Here is a 23586-nt window from a genome sequence, read left to right on the forward strand (position 1 = left end):
CGGGCTCAGATCCAGCGCTTCCAGCGGAAGACGCCGAACAGGCCCACGCTGACCGCCAGCATCGCCACTAGGGCCACCGGGTAGCCGTACGCCCAGTCGAGCTCCGGCATGATCTCGAAGTTCATGCCGTAGACCGTGCCGACCAGGGTCGGGGCGAAGAGGATCGCCGCCCAGCCCGAGATCTTCTTGACCTCCTCGCCCTGCCGGATGCTGACCTCCGACAGGTGCTTCATCTCCTCGTTCTGCCGCTGGGCGGCAAGGGTGGCGGCCACGGTGAGGATGTCGCGCAGCGCCGCCCGGAAGACCTCGATGCGGTCGGCGGCCTCGGTGAGGTGGTCCGCGACGTCGCGCAGGTAGGCCTGCAGCTCCGGGTCCACGCCGTACTTGTCGGCGCCCTTGGCGAGCGAGGCGCAGAGGCTCTGCTCGGGCCGTACGGCGCGCTGGAAGTCGATGACCTCGCGGGAGAGCTCGTAGATGCGCCGCGAGACGTCGGGCGCGCCGCCCCAGACGTCGGCCTCGATCTCGTCGATGTCGTGGTCGAGCCCCGCGACGACGGGCGCGTACCCGTCCACGACGCTGTCGAGGATCGCGTACAGCACGGCCTCGGGCCCGCGGGCGAGCATCTCGCGGTCGGACTCCAGCCGGCGCCGCACCGCCGCCAGGTCGGGCGAGGCGCCGTGCCGGACGGTCACCACGAAGTCGGGGCCCACGAACACGTGCAGCTCGCCGAACTCGACCTCCTCGGCGGCGTCCAGGTAGCGGGCCGCGTGCAGCACCACGAACAGGGTGTCGCCGTACCGCTCGATCTTGGGGCGCTGGTGCGCCTGGATGGCGTCCTCGATCGCGAGCGGGTGCAGGTCGAACTCGTGCGCGAGCGACGTCAGCTCGGCCTCCTCCGGCCGCTCCAGCCCGATCCAGGCCATGCCGCCGGGACGCGACCGCAGCGCGCTGAACGTCTCGGCGAGGTTGTCGTAGGCGGCGGTGCGGACGCCGTCGTCGTAGATCGCGGCGGCGACCACCGACGAGCGAGGCGCCGGCGCGACGGCGCGCGGGGTGACCTCGGGCGGCGCGACGTCGACGGCGCGGCGCTGGCGCAGCGCGCCCAGCAGCGGGCGGACGGGACGGGCAGGGCGGGACGGCAGGAACGTGGCCATGGGGAACTCCGGGGGTCGAGCGCAGGGGAAGGACTGCGAACGGATCACCGCAGGAGGGACGGCCGACCGACCGGTGGAGCTCACGCCCAGCGAGGGCGGAGCGCACCGGTGCGCGAGAGCCCGCGGACGCGCGGGCCGGGGAACCGTCAGCTCAGCTGCGGTTCGGACTACTCGGAGGCTCGCTACGGGTCATGCGCGCCACCTCCTCTGTCCCAGCGGCAGACCGCCGCGCCGTACGTTCTCGACGGAGGCCAGTCTAGCCCCGTCTCCGAGCGGTTTCGAACCCATTCGAGAGCAACCTCACAGGACGCGTCACCAGGCGTCGTGCGCCCGGTGGTGCACGCCGGGCGGGGTGTGGAACTCGTGCGGCGTCGGCGACAGGTAGGCGCGGGCGAACTCCAGCGAGGCGGCCAGGTCGTCGTGCCGCTCGGCCGCCGTCCGCGCCGCGCGGGTCGAGATCTCCACGCAGACGTCGCCGCTCCAGCGGCGCGCGACCAGCTCCTGGAGCACCTTCTCCGCCTGCATGCGGCCGCGGCCGGGCACCAGGTGCTCGTCCCGCGGGCCGTGGTTGCCGTCCGCGAGGTGGACGTGCCGCAGGCGGTCGCCGAACCGGTCCAGCAGGGTCAGCGCGTCCTGCTGCGCCACGCTCGCGTGCGACAGGTCGAGGGTCACCGCGTCGTAGTCGTGCTCCGCGGGGTCCCAGCCGGGCAGGTAGGCCTGGAACTCGCGCCCGCCGCCCCGCCACGGGTACATGTTCTCGACGGCGATCGTGACGCCCGACGCCCCGCTCAGCGCACGCACCTGGTCCTGGAACTCGCGCGCGTACTTGTACTGCCAGCGGAACGGCGGGTGCACCACGACGGTGCCGGCCCCGAGCTCCACCGCCATGTCGGTGGTCCGCTCCAGCTTGGCCAGCGGGGACCGGCCCCAGACCCGCTGGCTCACCAGCAGCGTCGGCGCGTGCACCGAGCGCACCGGCACGCCGGTCTCTGCGGCGAGCTTCGCCAGCGCCCGCGGGTTCTGGGTCACTTCCTCGGACCAGATCATGACCTCGATGCCGTCGTAGCCGAGCTCGGCCGCCGCCTCGAAGGCCATCGGCACACGGCGCGGGAAGACCGACGCCGTCGAGAGCGTGACGTGCACGTCGGGTGCAACGGGCTCCTGTGGATCGGTCCTGATCGGTTCCGGCATGCGGGCCACCTTAAAGCGCCTACGTGACTGTGATGTGACCTGGAGGTTCAGATGAGGTTCAGGTGAGAAGACGACTCCGTGCCACGTCGCGCGCCTCCTGCGCGGTCGGGCACTGGAGAACCGTCCGGGCCAGCTCCGCACACTCCTCGCGGGACACGCCCGCGAGCGTGCTCGCGACGTCGGCCAGCGCACGGGGCGTCATGGACAACGACGTGACGCCGAGCCCCACCAGGACGGGCGCGAGGAGGGGGTCGGCCGCCGCCTCACCGCACACGCCCACCGGAGCACCATGCATGGCACCACCCTCGCACGCCACCCGGACGAGCTCCAGCACGGCAGGCTGCCACGGGGTCGACAGGGCCGCCACCCCAGCGAGGTCGCGGTCCGCCGCCATCGTGTACTGCGTGAGGTCGTTGGTGCCGAGGCTCGCGAACGACACCTCGGCCAGCAGGTGCCGCGCCTGCAGCGCGGCGGCGGGCGTCTCGATCATCACCCCGGCCTGCTCCAGACCGTGCGCCGCGCACGCCGCCGCGAAGTCGCGGGTCTCGTCCACGGTGGCCACCATCGGCGCCATCACCCAGACCTCGGCGCTCTCCGCCGCGGCGGCCTGCGCTATCGCGTCGAGCTGCCGGTCCAGCACGTCCGGGTGCGCGACGGCGGTGCGCAGCCCCCGCACGCCGAGCGCCGGGTTGTCCTCGTGATCCGGCGTGAGGAAGCGCAGCGGCTTGTCGGCGCCGGCGTCGAGCGTCCGGACCACCACGCGGCGGTCCGGGAAGTGGGACAGCACGGCCCGGTAGGCGGTCACCTGCTCCTCGACGCTGGGCTCCTCGCCCCGGCCCAGGAAGCAGAACTCGGTGCGGAACAGGCCGACGCCGCGCGCTCCGGCGGCCGCGGCGGCCTGCGCGGCTGCGGGGTCGGCGACGTTGGCCACGAGCTCCACCTCCGACCCGTCGCGCGTCACGCCCCTGCCGTCGAACGGCGCAGCGCTGACCCGGCGTCGGGCCCCCGCCACCTCGTCGGCGGACGGCGCGCGCAGGACGGTGCCGAGCGTGCCGTCCACCACGATCTCCTCGCCGTCGGCGAGGTCGCTCGCGCCGGGCAGCGCGACGACGGCCGGGATGCCCAGGGCGCGGGCCAGGATCGCCATGTGCGAGGTGGGGCCGCCGCGGGCCGTGACGATCGCCGTGACCACGGCGGGGTCGAGCATCGCCGTGTCAGCGGGCGCGAGGTCGCTCGCGACCAGCACGAACGGGTGCCCGGGATCCGGCACGCCGGGCGGGGCGGCGCCCGTGAGGGCCGCGACGATGCGGTCCCGCACGTCCCGCACGTCGCGGGCCCGCTCCGACATGGGCGGGCCGAGCGCCTCGAGCTGCGCGGCGACAGAGCCCGCCGCATCCCACACGGCGCGCTCCGGGGTGAGGCGGTCCTCCCGGACCCGCCGGGCGGCACCGGCGGCGAGGGTCGGGTCTGCCGCCATGGCGGCGGTGACGGCGAGGACGTCGGCCGCGGTGCCCGACGCACGGCCCGCACGCTCCGCGAGGTCGGCCTCCACCTGGGCGGCGGCCTCCTCGACGGCGCGGACGGCCTCGTCCGGCGAACCCGACAGGCGGGTCGTCCTCGGCTCCGGGACGCGGGCCGGCATCCGGACCACCACGCCCACCGCGCGGCCCGGGCTCGCCGGGACCCCCGTGAGCCTCTCGCTCGTCATCCGCACGCTCCCCCACAAAGGCTCGTCGTCGAGTGCGCTCGGAACGTTACACGCGAGCGCCCGAGCGGGCGAGGTCCGGCCGTCGGCGTGGCCGGGTGACAAGATGGCTCCATGGCCGAGGCGCTGATCGTCGGATCCCCCGTCGCGGGACGGGTGGTGGCGATGCGCGACGTGCCCGACCCCGTCTTCGCCGAGAGCATCGTCGGCCCTGGACTCGCCCTCGACCCCGATCCAGAGCTGGGCGGGCGCGTCGTCGCGCCGTGCGCCGGCGTCGTGGTGAAGCTGCATCCGCACGCGTTCGTGCTGCTGGCGCCGTCGGCGGGGCGCGACGGCGAGCTAGAGGGGCCCGGCGGACCGGCGGGGCCCAGCGAACCAGCGGGGCCCAGCGAACCAGCGGGGCCCAGCGAACCAGCGGGGCTTGGCGAACCAGCGGGGCCCAGCGAACCAGCGGGGCTTGGCGAACCGGCAGGGCTCGGCGCGTCCGGTGCCGGTACGCAGGCCGGCGCTGCCGCGACCGGCCGGGGCGTCCTGGTGCACCTCGGCATCGACACCGTCCAGCTCAAGGGCCAGGGCTTCACCCTGCTCGTCGCGGAGGGCGCGACGGTAACGGCCGGCCAGGAGCTCGTCGCCTGGTCCCCCACGGCAGTGTCCGACGGCGGCCGCTCGCCCCTCGTACCCGTCGTCGCCCTGGACCTGGGGCCCGGCGGCCTCGAGGAGCTGGCCCATCCCGGTGCGCACCTCCGGGCGGGCGACCCGCTGTTCCGGCTGGCCTGAGACGATCCGGTGCGGACGACCCGGGCGCGGACGGACCCAGGAGCCGACCGACCCAGGAGCGGAGACCCGGGCGCGGAGACCCGGGCGCGGACGGGCAGCGCGGGTAAACCGCGCCGCGGGAATGTGTTGCGGAGAGTAGATCGTGTCTACACCCCGCAACACATCCCCGCGGGGCAGTTCTCCTTGGGCGCCTCACCACCCGGCCCAGACGAAGACCCGCAGGATCCCTGGCGAGCTCAGCGGGCGGCGAGCAGCTCCGGCAGCTCGGTGAGCGAGTCGATGACCGTCGTCCGCCCCGCCTCGGGACGCCGCGCGTGCAGGTGGCCCCACGGACCGCGGCGGAGCAGGACCGGCAGCATCCCGGCGTCCGCCGCGGGCAGTACGTCGTTGTCGAGCCGGTCACCGACGTAGGCGATCTCCTCCGGGGCGACCCCTGACAGCTCGGCGACCTTGGCGAAGAACCCGGGCTCGGGCTTCTGCACGCCCCACTCGTCCGACGTCCGGATCGCGCTCGCGGGCAGGTCCATCGCCTCCAGTGCGGCCCGCGCGGCCGGCGGCTGGTTCCCGGCGACGACGACGCCGAAACCCGCCGCGCGCAACGCCGTCAGGGCCGGGCGGACGTCCGGGTAGAGGTCGCCGGCGTCGAACCCGTTGCGCAGGCCGGCCGGGTCATCGAGGGCCCAGCGCGCGGCCTCGGCCTCGACGTCCAGGCCCGGCCGCACGATCTCGAAGGCTTCCCAGTGCGGGCGGTCGAGCGCGGCGCAGCCACCCAGCACGCCGAGGAACGTGAGCGGGGGCACACCGAGCCGTTCGGCCCACCGCAGCCAGATCCTGGACTCGTCGATCAGCGTCTCTCCGACGTCGAACACCACGGTGCGCACCATGCGCGTGACCATAGACGGGCTCGGCTCAGCCCCGCAGGGGCAGGGTCAGCTCGGCGTCGCCGTCCGGCGTCACCCGTACCGGGACGCCCCAGTCCTGCTGCGCCAGGTGGCACGCGGGGAACACGTCGGGGTCCGGCTCGCCGTTCGGCAGCAGCGGCACCTCGTCGCACGACGCCGCCTTCGCGGTCACGTGCAGCACGCCCTCCGTCACCTCCGGGTTGATCACGAGCTCCCGGAACAGGTCCGTCCCGCTCCCGGACCCCGCCAGCAGCAGCTCCGGCGGAGTGGCGCTGACCTGGAGCGACGTCGACGGACCCCAGCGGTCGTCGAGCTTCTGGCCCGGCGCGGGCACGAACGGCACGTCCAGCCGGAGCGCGCCGGCGCCGATGTCCGTGGCGGGGCGGGCGACCCGGTGCGCGCCACCGTCGAGCACCTCGCCCGCGAGGCTCGCCGGGAGCGCGACCCGGGTGAGCCGGTGCGCCGCCGACTCCACCACGAGCAGGCGCACGGCGCCGTCCGCCGCCTCCACGAGCACGTCCGACGGCTCGGCCAGGTCCCGCGCGAGGGTGGTCACCTCGCCGGAGGCCGGGTCGTACCGGCGCAGCGCGCCGTTGTACGTGTCCGCGACGACGGCGGAGCCGTCGGGGAGCGTGGCCAGGCCGAGCGGGTGCTGCAGCAGCGCCTGGTCGGCGGCGCCGTCGCGGTGCCCGAAGTCGAACAGCCCCTGGCCGACGGCGGTGCTGACCACGGCGGCCGGCGTGTCAGCGACGCCGGCGGACAGCTCGACGCGGCGCAGCGACGAGGTCTCGGAGTCGGCGATCCACAGGTGTCCGTCGGGCCTGCCTTCGGCGTCGACGGAGGGCACGACGCCGGAGGTCTGGGCGAACCAGGCGCGCTCGCCGGGGCCGTCCTCCAGCCCTTCGTTCATGGTGCCGGCGAGCAAGCCCGCCGAACCCTGCAACAGGTCGATCTCCCACAGGGTGTGGTTGCCGGCCATGGCGACGACGAACGCGCCGCGCACGGACGACCAGGCGACGTCCCAGGGCGAGCTGAGGCGCAGGTCGAGCGGCGCGACGGAGGTGCCGGGCTCGTAGGGCGCCGACGGCCCGCCGTCGCGCCCGCGCACGTTCTCCGGCCCGCCGACCATGAACTGCTCGCCGGTGCCTGCCACCGTCGTGACGGCCCCGTCGGCGAGGCGCAGCCCACGCAGGGCGTGGTTCACGGTGTCGGCGACCACGACGTCGTAACCGAGGTGGGAACGCAGCTCGTCCGGCACCAGGCACAGCCCGTTCGGCTCCGAGAACCGCGCTTCGCCCGGCCCGCCGTCGACGAGCCCGCGCTCGCCCGAGCCGATCCGCCGCACGAGCGTCTCGCCGTCGGACGCGAGCTCGGCGATCGAGTGGTGCCCGGCGTCCGCGACCAGGAGGTTCCCGTTCGGCAGGGCGAGCGCCTTGGCGGGGAACCGCAGCGTGCCCGACGCCGGAGCCGGCGGCACGTACGGCCCGTCACCCCGGTGCAGCGTGCCCTTGGCCGCGTGCTCCTCGATCAGCTCGGTGACCAGGGCCGCGATGGCGGAGCCGTGCCCCTCGCCCGCCATCTGGGCCACGATGTAGCCCTCCGGGTCGATGACCACGAGCGTGGGCCAGGCCCGCGCGGTGTACGCACCCCAGGTGACCAGCTCCGGGTCGTCGAGGACGGCGTGCCGCACCTCGTACCGCTCGACGGCGGCGGCCAGGGCGTCGGGATCGGCCTCGTGCTCGAACTTGGGCGAGTGCACGCCCACGATCACGAGCTCGTCGCGGTGCCGCTCCTCGACCTCGCGCAGCTCGTCGAGCACGTGCAGGCAGTTGATGCAGCAGAAGGTCCAGAAGTCGAGCACGACGACCTTGCCGCGCAGCTCGGCGAGCGTGACGTCACGGCCGCCGGTGTTCAGCCAGCCGCGCCCGACGAGCTCGGACGCACGGACCCGAGGAAGATGCTGGACGGTGGTACTCACCCGCCCATTGTCACTCCCGGGGCGAGCTGTCCTTCCCGCTGTCCGGCTTGCGGGCACGCCACTGCTCGACCAGGGCCTTGTCGGCCCGGCGGCGCGTCAGGTCGCTCTTGCTGGAGTGCACGGCCGCCCGGTGCGCGAGCAGAGCATCGCGGTCCCGCTCGAGGGCCCACATGAGGGCCTCACGCACGTCGGCGCGGGTCACCCGCGCGCTCCGCGTCTCGTCCATCGTCCCGATCATTCTCGCCGTTTCGTGTCCATCGGTGCCCGGAGCGGGTACCGCCAACGGTTCAAGAGGCCCTGGAGGATCTTTTGTGACACCCCAGGTCTTCCTGGCTTTCACCCGGCCATGATTGGGTGTAGCAGAGGAACGTACCGCGCAAACCTGGCGAGGCGATATCCATCTATCGGATGACTTTCCGGGGCAGATCGGCGTGTCGCCACCTTGCGTGCCGTGTCGTGTGGTGGGTGAGGAGAGGATCAGCGCATGGACCGCGACGAGGCCAGGAAGATGAAGGAGCAGCTCGCAGCCTTCGCCCGGGAGCTAGCAGAGAAGCATGGAGTCGTGGCGACGCCGCGGTCGCTGGGCGCGCAGACGGAGGCCGAGGCGGCCGACGTCGTGCGCGCGCCCACCCTCACGCTCGGGCTGGTTCCGCAGGCGGAAGGCGGTTTCGGCATCGCCGTCCGCTACCGGCTGGGCATACCGCGGGCGCGCTCGATCGTGCGCAAGATCTCCGCCGAGATCGGGCCCGACGCCGACGTCCGCCGCACCGGGCGCATCCGCCCCGTGAGCGAGCTCGGCCCGCGCCCGCCGGCACCGACGTCGCAGGCCGACGGTGAGACCGACCGGCGCAGACCGCTCCGGCCCGGTATCTCGATCGGTCACGTGGGAGTGACGGCCGGCACGCTCGGCGCCTTCGTGACCCGCGCGAACCCCGGCGACGGCAGCCTCTACGCGCTCTCGAACTACCACGTGCTGGCCGGGTCCCCCGAGGCCCGGCGCGGCGACATCATCCTGCAGCCGGGACCCGCCGACGGCGGCCTGGCGCCCGGCGACCGGATCGGCGAGCTGACCGAGGTGGTGGACCTGGACTCCGTCGAGCCGTCCTACACGGACGCGGCGATCGCCCGGCTCGACCGGGTCCCGGTCGAGTTCGACTATCCCGTCGGCCGCGTGGTGAAGACCGCGCGGGCGCTCGGCGGTGAGATAGTCGGAAAGGTGGGCCGCACGACCGCGGTCACGCGCGGGCGGGTCACCGCTATCGAGCTCGACGACGTCATCGTGGGTTACGAGGACCTCGGCGCGCTCAACTTCGACGACCAGATCGAGATCGAGAGCCTGGACGACGGGCCGTTCTCCCGTGGGGGCGACTCCGGCGCCCTCGTCTACCGGGAGGACGGCGTGGCGCTCGGCCTCCTGTTCGCCGGCTCCGAGTCCGGCGGACGCAGCGGCAAGGGGCTCACCTATGCCAACCCGATCGACCAGGTGCTGGAGATCCTGGGGGTCGAGCTGGCGCGGGAGCCGACGCACCCGTTCGAGTGACAACCGCATCCGTTCGGATGGGGTTCATCTCCGCCCGGAGGGCGTTCGGTATGCGCACCAGCGTTTCCCGCCCCGGGCGTGTCGCGTCCGGCGGTGGGACGCTTGGGCGTGTCCGCGCGGCGCGTCGCGGGTCGTCAACCGGCTGACCTGCGGCGCTGCCCGAGGCCCCGAAATGTGGTCCAGCACACCTCCCGGTCCGGTGGAAGGGGGTAGACACGGGGGACACAATGGATGACCAGGAGGTGATCGGGATGGCAACACTCGACGAGGCTCGGTCGGCAAAAGCCGCATTACGGAAAAAAGTCACCGGGCTCGACGGTGTGATCGGGGTTGGCGTCGCCCCTGAGTTCACGACGTCACTCGGCCAGCCACCACGTGAGTACCCAGCACGAAAGCACGCGGAACCCGGCACACCCGGCGGCGGATCGCCGGTTGAAGTGCTCGCAGAGGAAGTCCTGGTCGAGCATGTCGCAGGCCCCAGCCGAAGCTGGGTACTGCAGGTCAACGTGACGGACCCCCGTCTCGTGGACAAGGTCCCCGAGGAGATCGACGACGTCGCGGTGCGCGTGCGCGTCGTGGGTGCGGTCCGCGCGGGCTGAACGCACCACCGAAGTAGAGCGGATGTGCCGCACCCGCTCTACCTCGGCCTCGGTGCAGCGGTAACCGGCCGACAGGCCTCGGCTCGGCGCGGGCTCGTCAGCCCAGCGTCGTCGGCAGCTCCGGCGTCTCGCCGAGCACCTGCTCCGCAAGGAACGCCGACACCACCTGGCACCAGACCTTGGCGTGCTGCGGCGTGAGCACCCAGTGGTTCTCGTCCGGGAAGTACAGGAACCGGTGCGCCGTCTCGCCGTCGTCGGACGCCGGGAGGCCCGACTTGGTCAGCAGCTCGAACCACAGGCGCAGGCCCTCCCCGATCGGGACCCGGTAGTCCTTGTCCCCGTGGATCACGAGCATCGGGGTGCGGATCTCGCCCACCGCCCCGTGCGGGCTGTTCTCCAGCGCCATCTCCGGCGTCATCTCGCGCGCCCAGTAGTACGCGGCGTCCGTGGTGGGCCCGAACTGGTCCAGCGCCCACAGGCTCGCGTGCGTCACCACGGCCTGGAACCGGTCGGTGTGGCCGGCCACCCAGTTCGCCATGTAGCCGCCGAACGAGCCGCCCATGGCGGCCGTGCGGGTCTCGTCGATCTCCGGCAGCGCCTCCGCGGCGTCGGTGATCGCCATGAGGTCCGTGAACGGCGCGGCGCCCCATGCACCCCACCCGCGCTGGATGAAGTCCTGCCCGTACCCCGTCGACAGGGCCGGGTCCGGCAGCAGCACCGCGTACCCCTGGGCGACCATCAGCCACGGGTTCCAGCGCCAGCTCCAGGCGTTCCACGAGCCCAGCGGGCCGCCGTGGATCCACAGCAGGAGCGGGGCTTTGGCCTCAGGGCCGACGTCGGCGGGCAGCGCGAGCCACGCGCGCACCCGCGTCCCGTCCTCCGTGGTGGTCTCGACCTCGGTGAGCGTGCCGGGCAGGGCAGGGGCCGCCACCGGGGAGCGCAGGACGGTCGCCGCCACCGGCGTCCGCTCCCCCGGTGCGCCGGAGGCGAGGAACCCCGCCAGGTCGACGCGCACCGGCTCGGCCGGGGCCGCGTAGGAGGCACGCAGGGCGAAGAGGGTGGCGCCGTCGGGCGTCACGGCGAGGTCGGAGAAGACGGCGTCGTCGGCCGTGACCTGCTCGACCACGACGTCGCTGCCCGGCAGCGTGCCGGCGAAGGTGTACAGGAAGACCGGGCCGCGGCCGTCGTCGTCGGCCTGGACCAGCAGGCCGCTGCCGTCGGGGAGCCAGGTGGGCCGGCCGGGCCAGCGGTCCCAGTCGTCGGCGAGGACCACCGGCCCGGCGGAGCCGTCGGCCGGCACGAGCGCGAGGCGGATCACGGGCGCCTCGGTCGGGGACGAGATGGACTCGGTCACGTAGGCGACCCAGGCGCCGTCGGGCGAGATGCGCGGCTCCTGCGCGTCGCCGTCCGGGTCGTCCACGAGCACGCGGCGCTCGCCGGTCGCCGTGTCGAACGCGACAAGGGTGCTGCGCAGGGCCGCCCCGGCGTCGCTCACGCTCCAGCTCGTGACGAGCGTGCCGCCGTCGGCGGACAGGTCGGCCGAGTGGTTCAGCAGGTGGTGGCCGGCACCGCTGAGGTCGCGCAGGTCGAGGTGCTTGCCCGGGGTCGCGGCGATGTCGTCAGTGGTCTCGCCGTCGGCCCGGGGCGCCGGCAGCGGTGCCGCAGGCTCGTCCGCGAGCGCCGCGAGGTCGCCGACGAAGCGCCGGTCCTGGTCGGGGCCGAGGTCGTGGTCCCAGTACCGCACGGGGTACCCGGTGTGCAGGATCGCGGAGACCTTCTGGTCCTTGCGGGCCTTGCGCAGCTCGGCGTCCTGCTTCAGGTCCTTCGCCGAGGGCAGGAGGCTCGCGGCGACGCTGACGGTGTCGGCATCGCGGGCCGCGAGCGGGGCCGCGGCGCCGCCGGGCGGAGCCGCGATCACGCGGGCCTCGCCGGCGTGCGCCGGCAGCAGCCAGAGCGCCGACTTGGGGTCGTCGCCCTCCTTGCCGTCCGGGTCGGGCCGGGCGGAGGTGAACAGGAGGTCGCCGGACCGGGTGAAGGCGGCGGACGACTCGCCCTTGGCGGACCGGGTCAGCCGGCGGGCAGGCGTCTCGCCCGCGGGGTCCACCTCCCAGAGGGCGGTGCGGTACCCGGTGCGCTCGCCGTCGAGCGTCTGCACGCCGACGACGAGGCGGGTGCCGTCGTGGCTGGCCGTGAGGCCGGTGAGGCGGGGGATCGCCACGTAGTGGTCGAGGTCGTGGAACGGGGTCTGCGGGGTCTGCGGGGATTCGCTCACCCGACACGTCCTATCACGCGCGACCGGCACCTGTACCGGTGTTTGTCGTCGGCCCGGCTCTCGGGCCTACCACCGGGTCGGCCCTCGCCGCCGCGGGTCAGCCCTCGCCGCGCTCGGCTGCCTGCTCCGCCTTCCGCGCCAGCATCTCGTTGTACGCCTCGAGCTCGGCGTCGCCGTCGCGGTCCGCCTTGCGGTCGCTCCGCCTGGCCTCCCGCGCGTCGGACCGCGTCCAGGAGATCGCGACGCCGACGGCGAGCAGCAGGGTGGGCAGCTCGCCGATACCCCAGGCGACGGCGCCGCCGCGCTGCTGGTCCTCGATGGCGCTGGGGCCCCACGGGCGGCCCAGGAGCCCGAACCAGTCGGGCACGAGCAGCGCGGTGCCGGAGGTGAGCGCCACGCCGAAGAACGCGTGGAACGCCATCGTGGCGAACAGGAGCACGAGCCGCAGCGGGTACCCGGGACGGGACGGTCCGGGGTCGACGCCGACCAGCGCGTTCGCGAAGAGGTACCCCACGAGCGTGAAGTGGGCGATCATCCACAGGTGGCCCGCGTAGGTGGTCAGGGCCAGCTCGAACAGCGGCGTGAAGTAGAAGGCGATCATCCCGCCCGCGAACAGGACGGCGGCCACCACCGGGTTGGCCAGGAACCGGCCGAACGCGGAGTGCACCAGCAGCAGGACCCACTCGCGCGGGCCGCGGGAGTCGTCCTTGCGCGCGGGGACCGCGCGCGCGAGCAGGGTCACGGGCGCGGCCAGCACGAGGAACAGCGGCACCACCATCGCCAGGATCATGTGCTGCACCATGTGCCCGCTGAACAGCACGTGCCCGTAGGTGGCCGCGCCGCCGTTCGTGGCCCAGAACAGCACCAGGATGCCGAGGCACCAGGAGACGGTGCGGCCCACCGGCCACGCGTCCCCCCGACGGCGCAGCCGCAGTTCCCACCGGACGTACACGATCAGGGCTGCCGCGCAGGCGAACGCGGCGATGACGTCCCACTGGAACTCGGTGAACCAGCGCAGCGGGGTGGGCTCGGGCGGCAGGGGGTGCCCGGTCACGATCTCGGCGGGGGTCGGGTCGGCGATCGCCTCGTCGGGCACGGGGGGCGCGGTGGAGCCGAGGGCCACCGCCACGCCCGACACGGCACCCATCACCGCTACCTCGACCGCGGCGAGCCGCCAGAACAGGCCGATCGCGGCGTTCCGGGTGGCGGTGCCCGCGGTCAGGCGGGCGACCACGGTGGTGCGGTGCAGCCAGCCCAGCGAGCCGAGGACGATCAGCAGCGCGGCCTTCGCGACGAGCAGGATCCCGTAGTCGGTGCCGAGGCCGTCGAGCGAGCCGATCCGGATCCAGGCGCTGACCAGGCCGGAGACCGCCACGGCGGCGAAGCACCAGAGCGCGATCTCCGAGTAGCGGCGGATCACGTCCGCCGTGGCGGCGTACCGCAGCCCGACGAACACGATGGCGCCGAGGCCGCCTATCCACAGGGCCGCGCCGCCGAGGTGCAGGAACAGGGCGGAGATCGCGAGGTCGTGGCTGGCCGCGCCCGCCGCGTGGCCGGTGGAGGACTGCATGCCGAGCGCCACCACGGGCAGCGCGAGCGTGCCAAGGGCGCCCCCCGCGCCGCGCACCAGGAGCGCGACGGCGGCCGTGAGGGCCGCGACGACCACGATCCCCAGGTACGTGCGGCCCACGGGGATGGTCGAGACGTACTCCATCAGCGCCGGCCCGAAGGTCGGCGCGTCCAGGGGTAGGTACGTGGACCACGAGAACCGCAGGACGAGCTGGACCAGCGCGGCGAGCGTCCACACCCCCGAGGCGACGCCGGCGACCCCCAGGGCCCGGTCCACCAGCGGCCCCCGCGGCAGCACCCAGGCCGCGAGCGCGAGCGAGCCGACGGTCACGGCGAGGGCCAGCTCCGTCGTCACCGTCGCGACGGGCGTGCCCCAGCGCACGAGGGCGCCCGGGTCGGTGAAGTTCGCGAACGCGGTGAACGCGCCGGAGAACGCGCCGGCCGCGAAGAGGGCCGCCAGCGCCACGAGGATCGCGGCGGGCAGCGCCGCGACGAGCCACGAGGGGCTCGTCGGGCCGCTCGCCGGGCCCTTCCGGGCGGCCGCGCTGGTCCCGTTCCGGGTGTCGGTCGGTGTCACCGGTCCAGCCTAGGCGCGCTCCGGAGCGGTTCTGACCCGTCGCGGGTGTCCGGTTGACCACGCCGCGAGCCGCCCCGGACGAGGCCTTCCACAGATGTTCAGGAAAAGTTCGGCCGGATTATGCACCAAACCCAACCCTTTAGCCCTCTTCAGCGTTGTGACCAGTGTGGACCTCGCGAACATCATCACCGAGACCGACGACTCCGTGCCGTGCTCGGAACAGCCCGAGCTCTGGTTCGCGGAGCATCCTGCGGACCTCGAAGAGGCGAAGCGCGCCTGCGCCGCGTGCCCGCTCAAGGTGCAGTGCCTCGCGGGCGCCCTCGCCCGCCGCGAGCCATGGGGCGTCTGGGGCGGAGAGATCGTCGTGGACGGCACCGTGCGGAGCCGCAAGCGTCGCCGCGGCCGCCCGCGGTCGATCGGAGGCATGCGCGTCGCGTGACGGCCACCTGACCATCAGCCGTTTCCCGAGGCACGGCGCCCGAGTCCAGTCGCCGTGAGCCGCCGGGACGGTGCGTCCGTTCCGCACCGCGGATCTCCCAGACCGATCCGGAACGGGCGCACCACCCCGGCGGCATACGTGTCAGACCCCCAGGTCACTCAGGTGACCTGGGGGTCTGACATGTGCGGGGCCCTGCGTGTGGGGGCTGCCGGATCAGCTCCAGACGAGGCCGTGCGCCGGCTCCTCGAGCACCCGCGCGACGTCGGACAGGAACCGCGCGCCCAGCTCGCCGTCGGCCAGCCGGTGGTCGAAGCTGAAGCCGAGCGTCGTGACCCACCGCGGCTTCACCTTGCCGTTGTGCACCCAGGGCTGCTTGCGGATCGCGCCGAAGGCGAGGATCCCCGACTCCCCCGGGTTGAGGATGGGCGTGCCCGTGTCGATGCCGAAGACGCCCAGGTTGGTGATGGTGATGGTGCCGTCGGACATGTCGGCGACCGAGGTGCGCCCGGCCCGCGCGGTCGCCGTCAGCCCCGTGATGGCCTTGGCGATGCCGAGCAGGTCGAGCGTGTGCGCGTCCTTGATGTTCGGCACCACGAGGCCGCGGGGGGTCGCCGCGGCGATCCCCAGGTTCACGTAGTGCTTGTAGACGATCTCCTGGGCCGCGTCGTCCCACGACGCGTTGATCTGCGGGTGCCGCTTCACCGCGAGCAGCATCGCCTTCGCCACGACGAGCAGCGGCGTCACCCGGACGTCCGCGAAGTCGCGGTCCTCCTTGAGCTTGGCCACCAGCCGCATCGTCTTGGTGACGTCGACGGTGTGGAACACGGTCACGTGCGGGGCGGTGAACGCGCTGGCCACCATGGCCTCGGCGGTGCGCTTGCGCACCGACTTCACCGGGACGCGCGTCTGGCGCCCGTCCGGTGAGACCACGCCGGAGGCGAGCCACGGCTCGTCGTCCGGGTAGGTCGCCAGCTTCTGCACCGACGAGCGCTCGGCGTGGGAGACCACGTCCTCGCGCGTCACGATGCCGCCGGGGCCCGACGCCTGCACTCCCGCCAGGTCCACCCCCAGGTCCTTGGCCAGCTTGCGCACCGGCGGCTTCGCCAGCACGCGCGCCCGCGTCGCCGTCGTCGTCCCGCTGTCCGACGCCGGAGCCACCGGGGCCGGCGCTGCGGGAGCCGGACGCGCGGGCGCCACCGCCGGTGCCGCTGCGGCCGTGGGAGCCGGCGGGGCGGCGACCGGGGCCGATGGAGTGGGCGCCGGGGCCGGAGGAGCCACGGTGGCGACCGCTGCGGGCGCTGCGGCGGCCGGGGCGGACGCCGCCGCCTGGTACCGCCGGCGCCGGCCGGTCGCCTTGGCCTCCGCCGTGCCGTAGCCGACGAGCACCGACCCGGAACCCTCGTCCTGGGCCCGCTCGGCGGCGGGGGCGGCGGCCGGAGCGGCCTGGGAGGCGGTCCCGTTCGCGCCGGCCGGGGCCGCGCCCGCACCACCGGGCTCGGACACCGCGATCTCGATGATCGGCGTGCCGACGTCGACGGTGGTGCCCGACTCGACGAGGAGCGCCGACACGGTCCCTGTCCAGGGCGACGGCAGGTCGACGAGCGACTTCGCCGTCTCGATCTCGACGATCGTCTGGTTCACCTCGACGGTGTCGCCGACGGCGACCCGCCACTCGACGATCTCGGCCTCGGTGAGGCCCTCACCGACGTCGGGGAGCGGGAACCTCTGGTTGATCGAACTCACTCTCGGCTCACTCCTGGGTCAGTGCGCGAAGGCACGGTCGACGGCGTCGAGCACCCGGTCCACGCTGGGCAGGTACTCGTGCTCGTGCTTGGCCACCGGATACGGCGTGTGGAAGCCGCCCACGCGGAGCACCGGCGCCTCCAGGGCGTAGAAGCACTCCTCGGTGACCCGGGCCGCGATCTCGGCGCCGGAGCCGAAGAACACGGGCGCCTCGTGGATCACCACGCAGCGCCCGGTCTTGCGGACGCTGGCCACCACGGCGGCGGTGTCGAGCGGCGAGACGGCGCGCAGGTCGAGCACCTCGGCGGAACGCCCCTCCGCCGCGAGCGCGTCGGCCGTCTTGAGCGCGGTCTCCACGGAGGGCCCGTACGCGACCAGCGTGACGTCGGTGCCCGTCCGGACCACCTGGGCCGCGTTGAGCGTGGCCGACCCGACGGGCGCGTCCAGGTTGACCGGACCCTTGGCCCAGTAGCGGCCCTTCGGCTCGAAGAACACCACGGGGTCAGGGCACGCGATGGCCTCCTGGATCATCGTGTACGCGTCCTGCGGGCTGCTCGGCGAGACCACGCGCAGGCCGGCGGTGTGCGCGAACAGCGCCTCGGGGCTCTCGCTGTGGTGCTCCACCGCGCCGATGCCGCCGCCGTACGGGATGCGGATCACGACGGGCACGGACAGCGCGCCCCGCGTGCGGTTGTGCATCTTCGCGAGCTGGGTGGTGATCTGGTTGAACGCCGGGAAGACGAACCCGTCGAACTGGATCTCGCAGACCGGGCGGTAGCCGCGGATGGCCAGGCCGATCGCCGTGCCGACGATGCCGGACTCCGCCAGCGGCGTGTCCACCACCCGCTGCTCGCCGAACTCGGCCTGCAGGCCGTCGGTCACCCGGAAGACGCCGCCGAGCGGGCCGATGTCCTCGCCCATGACCATGACCTTGTCGTCCCGCCGCATCGCGGCACGCAGGCCTTCGTTGACCGCCTTGCCGAGCGTCAGGGTCTTGGTGCCCGCCGCCTCGGCGGCGCCGGACGTGGTGTGCGTACGTTCCGCCATGGTTGTCATCGTGCGCCTCCCTGGGCCGTGTCCGCGATCGCGTACTGCTCGGCCGGCGGGTCGCCGGCCTCGTATGCCTCGTACCAGGCCCGCTCGGCGGCGACGACGCCGTGCGGGGTGGCGTAGACGTCGTCGAACGTCGAGACGGCGGGGCCGCCGTCGAGCGCCCTGACGCCGGTGCGCAGGTGGGCGCCGAGCTCTGCCTCGGCCTCCTTGACCTGTGCCTCGAAGTCCTCGTCGAGCTCACCCTCCGCGCGCAGGTAGGCGGCCAGGCGGTCGATCGGGTCGCGACCGCGCCACTCCTCCTCCTGCTCGGAGGTGCGGTACCTGGTCGGGTCGTCCGACGTCGTGTGCGCGCCCATGCGGTAGGTGAACGCCTCGATGAAGCTCGGGCCCTCACCCATCCGGGCCCGCTCGAGGGCCTCCTGCGTCGCCGCGTACACGGCGAGCACGTCGTTGCCGTCAACCCGCAGGCTGGGCAGGCCGAACGCCTCGCCGCGCCGGTAGAGCGGGCTCCGCGTCTGCTTCGTGGTGGGCTCCGAGATGGCCCACTGGTTGTTCTGCAGGAAGAACACGACGGGCGCGTTGTTCACCGCCGCGAACACCATGGCCTCGTTCACGTCGCCCTGCGAGGTGGCGCCGTCGCCGAAGTAGGTGATCACGGCCGTGCCGTCATGCTTGTCGAGCGGGGTGCCGTCCCGCTGGACGCCCATCGCGTAGCCGGCGGCGTGCAGCGCGTGCGCCCCGATGACCACGGTGTAGACGCTCGCGTTGTACTTGTTCGGGTCCCACCCACCGTGGTCGGAACCGCGGAAGAACCGCAGCCGGTCGACAGGGTCGAGGCCCCGGACCTGCAGGACTCCGTGCTCCCGGTACGACGGGAAGACGAAGTCCTGCGGCCGGAGCGCGTAGGCACTGCCGACCTGCGCGGCCTCCTGGCCACGAGCTGGCGCGTACAGGGCGAGCTCGCCCTGCCGCTGGAGCGACGTCGCCTCTTCGTCGAAGCGGCGAGTCAGGACCATGTCGCGGTACATGCCGCGGAGGTCTTCCGCGGTCAGGGTTGCGGCGCGGTCGCGATACCCCTTGGCGCCGCGCGTGGTGACGCGGTTCCCTCGGGGATCGAGTAGCTGCAACGTCGGGATCGCCTCGTTGGAGCCGTTGGTCGTAGTCACGCTCTCCTCCTTCACCTGCGGACGCGAGCGCCCGCAGATGCGGAGACGCCCGGCCCGTTCCGGGGACCTTTCCATCTTGGCACGGGTCCAGCCGGAAATTGGCCGATCCGCAACCTACGCTCTCGTAGCCTACGCAAGCGTAGGCTACGGCTCCGTAGGTAGGTCTGCCGCGATGTCGCCCAATCTCTCGACGGGCCGTTTGTCGGAATCCACCAAGGCACGCGACCGAGTCTCGGCGACCCGCCCCGAGCACGTCCCGCGCGGCGCCCGCGTCTCGGCCCGACCTGAGCCGATACTGGCCCGGTGCCCCTTCCAGAGCCGTACGACCGCTGGTTCCCCGACGCGCCGATCGACGGCACCTACGGGTACGACCGGGACGCCCTGCGCGCCGTCGCGCCCGTCCCGGCGCCCGCCGGCTTCGCCGAGCTGTGGCAGGGCTGGTTCGCCGCCTCCCGGGCCGTCCGCCCGGAGCCCCGCCTGACGTCGCTCGGCCGCCAGGGCGCGCACGACCTCTACGAGGTGGAGCACACCGGCGCCGGCGGGCTGCGGCTGCGCGGCTGGCTCGCCCTGCCGTCCGACGGCGTGGCCCGGGTCGGCGTCGTGCGCAGCCACGGGTACGGCGGTCGGGACGAGCCGACCTTCGACCGCGTGCCCGACGACGCCGCCGTCGTCTTCCCCGTGGCGCGCGGGCTCCGGGCGCTCAACGTCGGGGTCGGCGCACCGGACACGGCCGCGGAGCACGTGGTGCACGGCATCGGCTCGGTGGAGACCTACTCGCTCGGCCGCTGCGCCATCGACCTGTGGCATGCGGCCGACGCCCTGGTCGAGGTCGCCGGCGACCTGCCCCTTTACTACGTGGGCGAGAGCTTCGGCGGGATCGGGGCGCTGGCCGTGCCGTGGGACCGGCGGTTCGTCGGCGCGACCTTCGTGGTGCCGAGCTTCGGCCAGTACGACGTGCGGCTGGGCCTGGAGTGCACCGGCAGCGGGGAGGCCGTGCGGCGGTACGTGGCCGCGCACCCGGAGGCCCGGGACGTGCTGCGGTACTTCGACACGTCGACGGCGGCCGGGTATCTGCGCGTGCCCGTGCGCTGCGAGTGCGCGCTGTGGGACACGGCGGTGCCGCCGCCGGGGCAGTTCGCGGTGGCGAATGCGGTGGGGGGTTCCTTGGCGGGGGCTTCGGCTGGGGCCCGGGCTGCGGCTGGGGACGAAGCCGCGGCTGAGGGCGGAGGCCCGGCTGAGGGCGGCCTCGCGGCTGACGGCGGGGCGCGGTCCGGGGTTCCGGCTGGGGACGGAGCTGCCACTGGGAGCGGAGCTGCCCCGGGTGCCGCGCTGGAGCTGTGGGAGCTGCCGGCCGGGCACGCGGAGTACCCGGGCAAGGAGGACGACAACGCCCGGGCCGCCGCAGCGACCCGGGCGCATATTGCGCGCTGCCTGGCGGGCGCGGGTGGGCCGCCGGCTGGTCGGCAGAATGTCACGTAGTCGGTAGTCCGGGGTGCCGACTACCTGACATTTTGCCGACCACTCGGGATCCGGCTGGTCCACTAGCTCCCTGGCCAGCGGGTCAGGGGCGCCAGGTTGATGCGACCCGGAGGAGCGCGTCGTTCGCTTCCGGCTCCCCGATGCTCACGCGGATGCCGTCGCCGGCGAACGGGCGCACCAGCACGCCGGCCGCCTTCGCCTCGGCGGCACGCTCCGTCGTCGCCTCGCCCAGGCCGAACCAGACGAAGTTCGCCTGCGTCTCCGGGAGCTGCCAGCCCTGGTCGCGCAGGGCGTCGGCGACGCGCGTGCGCTCCCCGACCAGCGCGTCCACCCGTGCCATGAGCTCGCCCTGCACCTCCGGCGCCAGGGACGCCAGCGCAGCGACCTGCGCCACGTGCGACACGCCGAACGGCGTCGACACCGCGCGGATGCCCGCGGCCAGGCGCGGCTCGGCGACCGCGTAGCCGACCCGCAGCCCGGCCAGCCCGTACGCCTTCGACAGGGTGCGCAGCAGCACCACGTTCGCGTGCCGCCGCAGCAGGTCGATGCCGTCGGGCACCAGGGGTTCCCGGACGAACTCCAGGTAGGCCTCGTCCACCACGACGAGCACGTTCTTCGGCACCGCCGCGAGGAACGTCTCGAGCTCGTCGGCGTGCACGGCGGGGCCGGTCGGGTTGTTCGGCGTGCAGACCAGCACCGCCCGGGTGGCGGGGGTGACGGCCGCTGCCATCGCGGGCAGGTCGAGCCGGCCCGTGTCCTGGACCGGCACCGTCACCGCCGTGCCGCCGGCCACCGCCACCGCGATCGGGTACGCCTCGAAGGACCGCCAGGGGAACACGACCTCGTCCCCGTGCTCGACGACCGTCTGCAGCACGTGCGCCAGCACCGCCACCGAGCCGTTGCCGACGACGACGTTCTCGGGCGCCACCCCCGAGCGCGCGGCGAGCGTCTCGACGAGCTCGCCCGCGTACATGTCCGGGTACCGGTTCACCTCTGTCGCGGCCCGCGCTATCGCGTCGAGCACGGAGGGCAGCGGCGCGTACGGGTTCTCGTTCGACGACAGCTTCCAGGCCTGCGCGCCGGCAGCCACACGGGCACCCGGGACGTAGGCGGGCAGTGCCGACACGGCGGGGCGGAGCGGTACTGATGCTTCTTCCACGGGGGTCAGCATGCCACGATGGCCAGATGAAGCTCGTGGCGCGCATCCTCATCACCGCACTCGCGATCGGGTTGTCTGCCCTGATCCTCGGCTCCCACATGGATGTCGTGAGCGACGGCACCGCCCTGGGCACGATCCTCGCCCTCGTGGTGGTGGCTGTGGTCTACGGCCTGGTCCACATGGTCATCAAGCCCATCGTCCAGCTCATCTCGCTCCCCCTCTACATCCTCACGCTCGGCCTCATCTCGTTGCTGGTCAACACCCTCATGCTGTGGATCACCACGTTGATCACCAACCAGTCCTGGTTCTCCGACACCCCCAACTGGGGCCTCGAGGTGAACGGCGGGTTCTGGTGGTACGTGCTGGCCGCGCTCGTGATCTCGGTGGTGCAGACCATCCTGCTGGCGCTGCTGCCCAAGCGGATCTCGGACTGAGGTCTCTCCTGCGGCCGGGCGGTCCGGTCCGCCCCAGGGTCACGAGTCGACCCGCTCGGCCCGGTAGAAGACAGTGCTCACCACCTTTCCGTCCAGCCGCGCCCCGATCCGGTCGGCCACCTCGATCACCCGCGGATCGCCCGACCCCACGGCGAGGTCCAGCGTGCGGACATGGGTGGTGATCGAGTGCGCCAGCGACACGTTGCCCGACGCCGCGCGGTCGCCCGCGTAGGTCGAGTCCCGCAGCGTCCGGACCACCGTCACGCGGTCGCGGGTGCGCGGGTTCTCCGCCGCGGAGCGTCCGTCGGCGTGGGAGACCAACTCCTCCGAGGTCTCCAGGTGCAGCACCGGGACACCGGGCGGCGTGGCCAGCAGGCCCGTCGGTGAGCCGGCGGTGACCAGCCCGCCCACCCGGTACCGCTCCGCGAAGTCCGCCCGCGACGCCAGGGCGGCGACCGCGATCCCGCCCAGGCTGTGCCCGACGAGGGTCACGGGCTCGTCCGGGCCGACGCCGGACTCCACGAGCGCGCGCTCGATCGCCGCCGTCGCGCCGTCGGCCTGGCCCGCGACCAGCTCGAGGTCGGTCCGGCCGTCCCAGGGATGATCGGCGGGCAGCGCCGACTGGGTGCCGGGGACCAGCACCGTCCACGACACCGCACCGTCGGGCCCCGTCACCTTCTGGACGGCGACCGTCGCCTCCGGCGCGCCGCCCTTTCCCGGGTAGAGGTCGTCGATCCGAGCCAGCGCCTCCTGCACGGACCACGCGGCGGTGCCGGACCACGCGGGCACCGTGCCGCCCGCGAAGTCGTCCGGGCCGACCCGCGTGACCCGGAACCCGCCGTCGTCGTTCCCCACCACCGGGACCTCGCGCGCCGCGTGCGCGAGTACACCCGCTCCCCCGGCGACGCCCGGGGGGCCGCCGCCCGGCGCGGGCCGCGTCAGCCCGAGGCCGCTCCCCAGCCCGGCGAACGCCTCGTCCGTGAGCGGCGCCAGGCCCCGGGTGGCGGAGGCCGCGGCCAGCCCGGTGAGTGCCCAGGTTGCGCCGCCGCTGAGTAGTCCGCCGGCCACGCGCCCGGTTACCTCCGCACCCGCGGCGGCGCCGAACCCGAGAAGACCCGCCCAGCCCAGACTGCCGAACGCCACCCCTGTCCCGAAGGTCCCCGCGGTGACCAGCGCACCGATCGTCCGCTCCGCCGTCGACTCCGCCTCCTCGTAGAGGCCGGCCGCCCGCAGCAGGCGCCAGCCCAGCAGGTCGCACAGGTCGGCGCGGACGCCGAGGCCCCGCGCCGCGTCCCCTGCTGCGGCCTCCAGCGCCAGGGCGGCGGGTCCGAGCGCAGCCGGTGCCCACGCGGCCGGTTCGGGCCCGGCTGATCCGGGCCCAGTTGATCCGAGCCCAGCCGATTCAACCTCCGCCGTCCCAAGACCCGCTGACCCAAACCCCACCGACCCAAGGCCCGCTGACGCGAGCGCAGCCGATCCAAACCAAGCCGACCCAGACCCAGCGAACCCGGGCATGCCCGACGCGAGCCCATCCGTTCCAGATCCAGCCGCTCCGCACCCGGCCGGCCCAGGCCCCGCCGACCCGAGCGCCGCAGCGACCCGGCCGAGCCCGCCATCAGACCGCCAGGCCGCCCCCGGAAGAACGACACCCCCACTCACCCCGGCGCACAACGCCGCGGCCGAGCGCAGGTCCTGGGCGGCGTCGGCCATGCGGGCGGCCGCGCGGCGCACCGAGTCCGACTCGACGGCGGAGGTGCCCGCGCCCCCGAAGACCGTGACGGTGTCCGCCGGCGTGCGGGGACCGTCCGACGGCGTGACCGAGAGCGGCGCCGGGTCTTCCGGCGTCATC

At 73.8% G+C, this 23586-nt stretch carries 19 protein-coding genes; 6 read left to right on the forward strand and 13 right to left on the reverse strand.

All coding sequences use genetic code 11. The annotated features are described in order from the left end of the window. Positions 1 to 5: 5 nt before the first annotated feature. The 3 genes from AC0QU1_RS25250 to ptsP form a co-directional block, all read right to left on the reverse strand. Positions 6 to 1154 carry a magnesium and cobalt transport protein CorA gene (locus AC0QU1_RS25250; protein WP_483573381.1) on the reverse strand — a complete coding sequence of 383 codons (1149 nt, stop codon included), beginning with the start codon at positions 1152 to 1154 and terminating at the stop codon, positions 6 to 8. Positions 1155 to 1466: 312 nt separating this feature from the next. Next, positions 1467 to 2345 (reverse strand): sugar phosphate isomerase/epimerase family protein, encoded by an 879-nt coding sequence (locus AC0QU1_RS25255; protein ID WP_483573383.1) that lies wholly within the window; start codon positions 2343 to 2345, stop codon positions 1467 to 1469. Between the two features lie 58 nt (positions 2346 to 2403). Then, a complete protein-coding gene (ptsP, locus tag AC0QU1_RS25260; RefSeq protein ID WP_483573385.1) occupies positions 2404 to 4053 on the reverse strand; it encodes a phosphoenolpyruvate--protein phosphotransferase in 1650 nt (549 codons plus the stop codon). A 111-nt stretch (positions 4054 to 4164) separates the two neighbouring features. Here ptsP and AC0QU1_RS25265 point away from each other — a divergent pair, with 111 nt between their 5' ends. Then, the gene (locus AC0QU1_RS25265; protein ID WP_483573387.1) at positions 4165 to 4827 is read left to right on the forward strand and encodes a PTS sugar transporter subunit IIA; all 663 of its coding nucleotides are present in this window, start codon (positions 4165 to 4167) and stop codon (positions 4825 to 4827) included. A gap of 236 nt (positions 4828 to 5063) precedes the next feature. On the opposite strand, the gene AC0QU1_RS25270 is transcribed toward AC0QU1_RS25265, so the two are convergent. From AC0QU1_RS25270 to AC0QU1_RS25280, 3 genes are read right to left on the reverse strand one after another with little or no spacing between them, the layout of a single operon-like run. Then, a complete protein-coding gene (locus AC0QU1_RS25270; protein ID WP_483573389.1) occupies positions 5064 to 5711 on the reverse strand; it encodes an HAD family hydrolase in 648 nt (215 codons plus the stop codon). 25 nt (positions 5712 to 5736) lie between these two features. Beyond that, a complete protein-coding gene (locus AC0QU1_RS25275) occupies positions 5737 to 7707 on the reverse strand; it encodes an NHL domain-containing thioredoxin family protein (RefSeq protein ID WP_483573391.1) in 1971 nt (656 codons plus the stop codon). A gap of 10 nt (positions 7708 to 7717) precedes the next feature. Beyond that, on the reverse strand, positions 7718 to 7933 hold the full coding sequence (locus AC0QU1_RS25280; protein ID WP_483573393.1) for a hypothetical protein: 216 nt from the start codon (positions 7931 to 7933) through the stop codon (positions 7718 to 7720). A gap of 258 nt (positions 7934 to 8191) precedes the next feature. Here AC0QU1_RS25280 and AC0QU1_RS25285 point away from each other — a divergent pair, with 258 nt between their 5' ends. Both AC0QU1_RS25285 and AC0QU1_RS25290 read left to right on the forward strand, forming a co-directional pair. Continuing rightward, positions 8192 to 9247: a chymotrypsin family serine protease gene (locus AC0QU1_RS25285; protein WP_483573395.1), complete on the forward strand. Its 1056-nt coding sequence runs from the start codon at positions 8192 to 8194 to the stop codon at positions 9245 to 9247. Positions 9248 to 9474: 227 nt separating this feature from the next. Beyond that, entirely contained in the window at positions 9475 to 9846 is a 372-nt protein-coding gene (locus AC0QU1_RS25290) for a hypothetical protein (protein WP_483573397.1), read from the forward strand. 97 nt (positions 9847 to 9943) lie between these two features. On the opposite strand, the gene AC0QU1_RS25295 is transcribed toward AC0QU1_RS25290, so the two are convergent. Then, entirely contained in the window at positions 9944 to 12118 is a 2175-nt protein-coding gene (locus AC0QU1_RS25295; protein WP_483573398.1) for a S9 family peptidase, read from the reverse strand. Positions 12119 to 12215: 97 nt separating this feature from the next. After that, positions 12216 to 14264 (reverse strand): bifunctional copper resistance protein CopD/cytochrome c oxidase assembly protein, encoded by a 2049-nt coding sequence (locus tag AC0QU1_RS25300; RefSeq protein ID WP_483573400.1) that lies wholly within the window; start codon positions 14262 to 14264, stop codon positions 12216 to 12218. A 157-nt stretch (positions 14265 to 14421) separates the two neighbouring features. On the opposite strand from AC0QU1_RS25300, the gene AC0QU1_RS25305 reads away from it, so the two are divergent. After that, the gene (locus AC0QU1_RS25305; protein ID WP_483573402.1) at positions 14422 to 14703 is read left to right on the forward strand and encodes a WhiB family transcriptional regulator; all 282 of its coding nucleotides are present in this window, start codon (positions 14422 to 14424) and stop codon (positions 14701 to 14703) included. Positions 14704 to 14916: 213 nt separating this feature from the next. On the opposite strand, the gene AC0QU1_RS25310 is transcribed toward AC0QU1_RS25305, so the two are convergent. Genes AC0QU1_RS25310 through pdhA form a run of 3 tightly spaced genes read right to left on the reverse strand, consistent with a single transcriptional unit; the run spans position 14917 to position 18665 of the window. Further along, positions 14917 to 16446, reverse strand: coding sequence for a dihydrolipoamide acetyltransferase family protein (locus AC0QU1_RS25310; protein ID WP_483573403.1), 1530 nt, complete (start codon positions 16444 to 16446; stop codon positions 14917 to 14919). 18 nt (positions 16447 to 16464) lie between these two features. Further along, positions 16465 to 17493 carry an alpha-ketoacid dehydrogenase subunit beta gene (locus AC0QU1_RS25315; protein WP_483573404.1) on the reverse strand — a complete coding sequence of 343 codons (1029 nt, stop codon included), beginning with the start codon at positions 17491 to 17493 and terminating at the stop codon, positions 16465 to 16467. A gap of 5 nt (positions 17494 to 17498) precedes the next feature. Then, positions 17499 to 18665: a pyruvate dehydrogenase (acetyl-transferring) E1 component subunit alpha gene (pdhA, locus tag AC0QU1_RS25320; RefSeq protein WP_483573405.1), complete on the reverse strand. Its 1167-nt coding sequence runs from the start codon at positions 18663 to 18665 to the stop codon at positions 17499 to 17501. A 303-nt stretch (positions 18666 to 18968) separates the two neighbouring features. Between pdhA and AC0QU1_RS25325 the strand changes: the two genes are divergently transcribed. Next, positions 18969 to 20144, forward strand: coding sequence for an acetylxylan esterase (locus AC0QU1_RS25325; RefSeq protein ID WP_483573406.1), 1176 nt, complete (start codon positions 18969 to 18971; stop codon positions 20142 to 20144). 82 nt (positions 20145 to 20226) lie between these two features. On the opposite strand, the gene hisC is transcribed toward AC0QU1_RS25325, so the two are convergent. Then, entirely contained in the window at positions 20227 to 21315 is a 1089-nt protein-coding gene (gene hisC / locus AC0QU1_RS25330; protein ID WP_483573407.1) for a histidinol-phosphate transaminase, read from the reverse strand. Positions 21316 to 21329: 14 nt separating this feature from the next. Between hisC and AC0QU1_RS25335 the strand changes: the two genes are divergently transcribed. Next, positions 21330 to 21737, forward strand: a complete 408-nt coding sequence (locus AC0QU1_RS25335; protein ID WP_483573408.1) for a phage holin family protein — start codon at positions 21330 to 21332, stop codon at positions 21735 to 21737. Between the two features lie 39 nt (positions 21738 to 21776). Here AC0QU1_RS25335 and AC0QU1_RS25340 read toward each other — a convergent pair whose 3' ends face one another. After that, positions 21777 to 23585 (reverse strand): hypothetical protein, encoded by a 1809-nt coding sequence (locus AC0QU1_RS25340; RefSeq protein WP_483573409.1) that lies wholly within the window; start codon positions 23583 to 23585, stop codon positions 21777 to 21779. Position 23586 lies beyond the last annotated feature (1 nt).

It is taken from the genome of Promicromonospora noduliphila (assembly GCF_056951025.1).

Excerpts from the sequence above, each read along its gene's own strand:
- AC0QU1_RS25250 (WP_483573381.1), bottom strand. The coding sequence starts at position 1,154 with ATGGCCACGTTCCTGCCGTCCCGCCCTGCCCGTCCCGTCCGCCCGCTG.
- AC0QU1_RS25255 (WP_483573383.1), bottom strand. The coding sequence starts at position 2,345 with ATGCCGGAACCGATCAGGACCGATCCACAGGAGCCCGTTGCACCCGAC.
- ptsP (WP_483573385.1), bottom strand. The coding sequence starts at position 4,053 with ATGACGAGCGAGAGGCTCACGGGGGTCCCGGCGAGCCCGGGCCGCGCG.
- AC0QU1_RS25265 (WP_483573387.1), top strand. The coding sequence starts at position 4,165 with ATGGCCGAGGCGCTGATCGTCGGATCCCCCGTCGCGGGACGGGTGGTG.
- AC0QU1_RS25270 (WP_483573389.1), bottom strand. The coding sequence starts at position 5,711 with ATGGTGCGCACCGTGGTGTTCGACGTCGGAGAGACGCTGATCGACGAG.
- AC0QU1_RS25280 (WP_483573393.1), bottom strand. The coding sequence starts at position 7,933 with ATGGACGAGACGCGGAGCGCGCGGGTGACCCGCGCCGACGTGCGTGAG.
- AC0QU1_RS25285 (WP_483573395.1), top strand. The coding sequence starts at position 8,192 with ATGGACCGCGACGAGGCCAGGAAGATGAAGGAGCAGCTCGCAGCCTTC.
- AC0QU1_RS25290 (WP_483573397.1), top strand. The coding sequence starts at position 9,475 with ATGGATGACCAGGAGGTGATCGGGATGGCAACACTCGACGAGGCTCGG.
- AC0QU1_RS25315 (WP_483573404.1), bottom strand. The coding sequence starts at position 17,493 with ATGGCGGAACGTACGCACACCACGTCCGGCGCCGCCGAGGCGGCGGGC.
- hisC (WP_483573407.1), bottom strand. The coding sequence starts at position 21,315 with ATGCTGACCCCCGTGGAAGAAGCATCAGTACCGCTCCGCCCCGCCGTG.
- AC0QU1_RS25335 (WP_483573408.1), top strand. The coding sequence starts at position 21,330 with ATGAAGCTCGTGGCGCGCATCCTCATCACCGCACTCGCGATCGGGTTG.
- AC0QU1_RS25340 (WP_483573409.1), bottom strand. The coding sequence starts at position 23,585 with ATGACGCCGGAAGACCCGGCGCCGCTCTCGGTCACGCCGTCGGACGGT.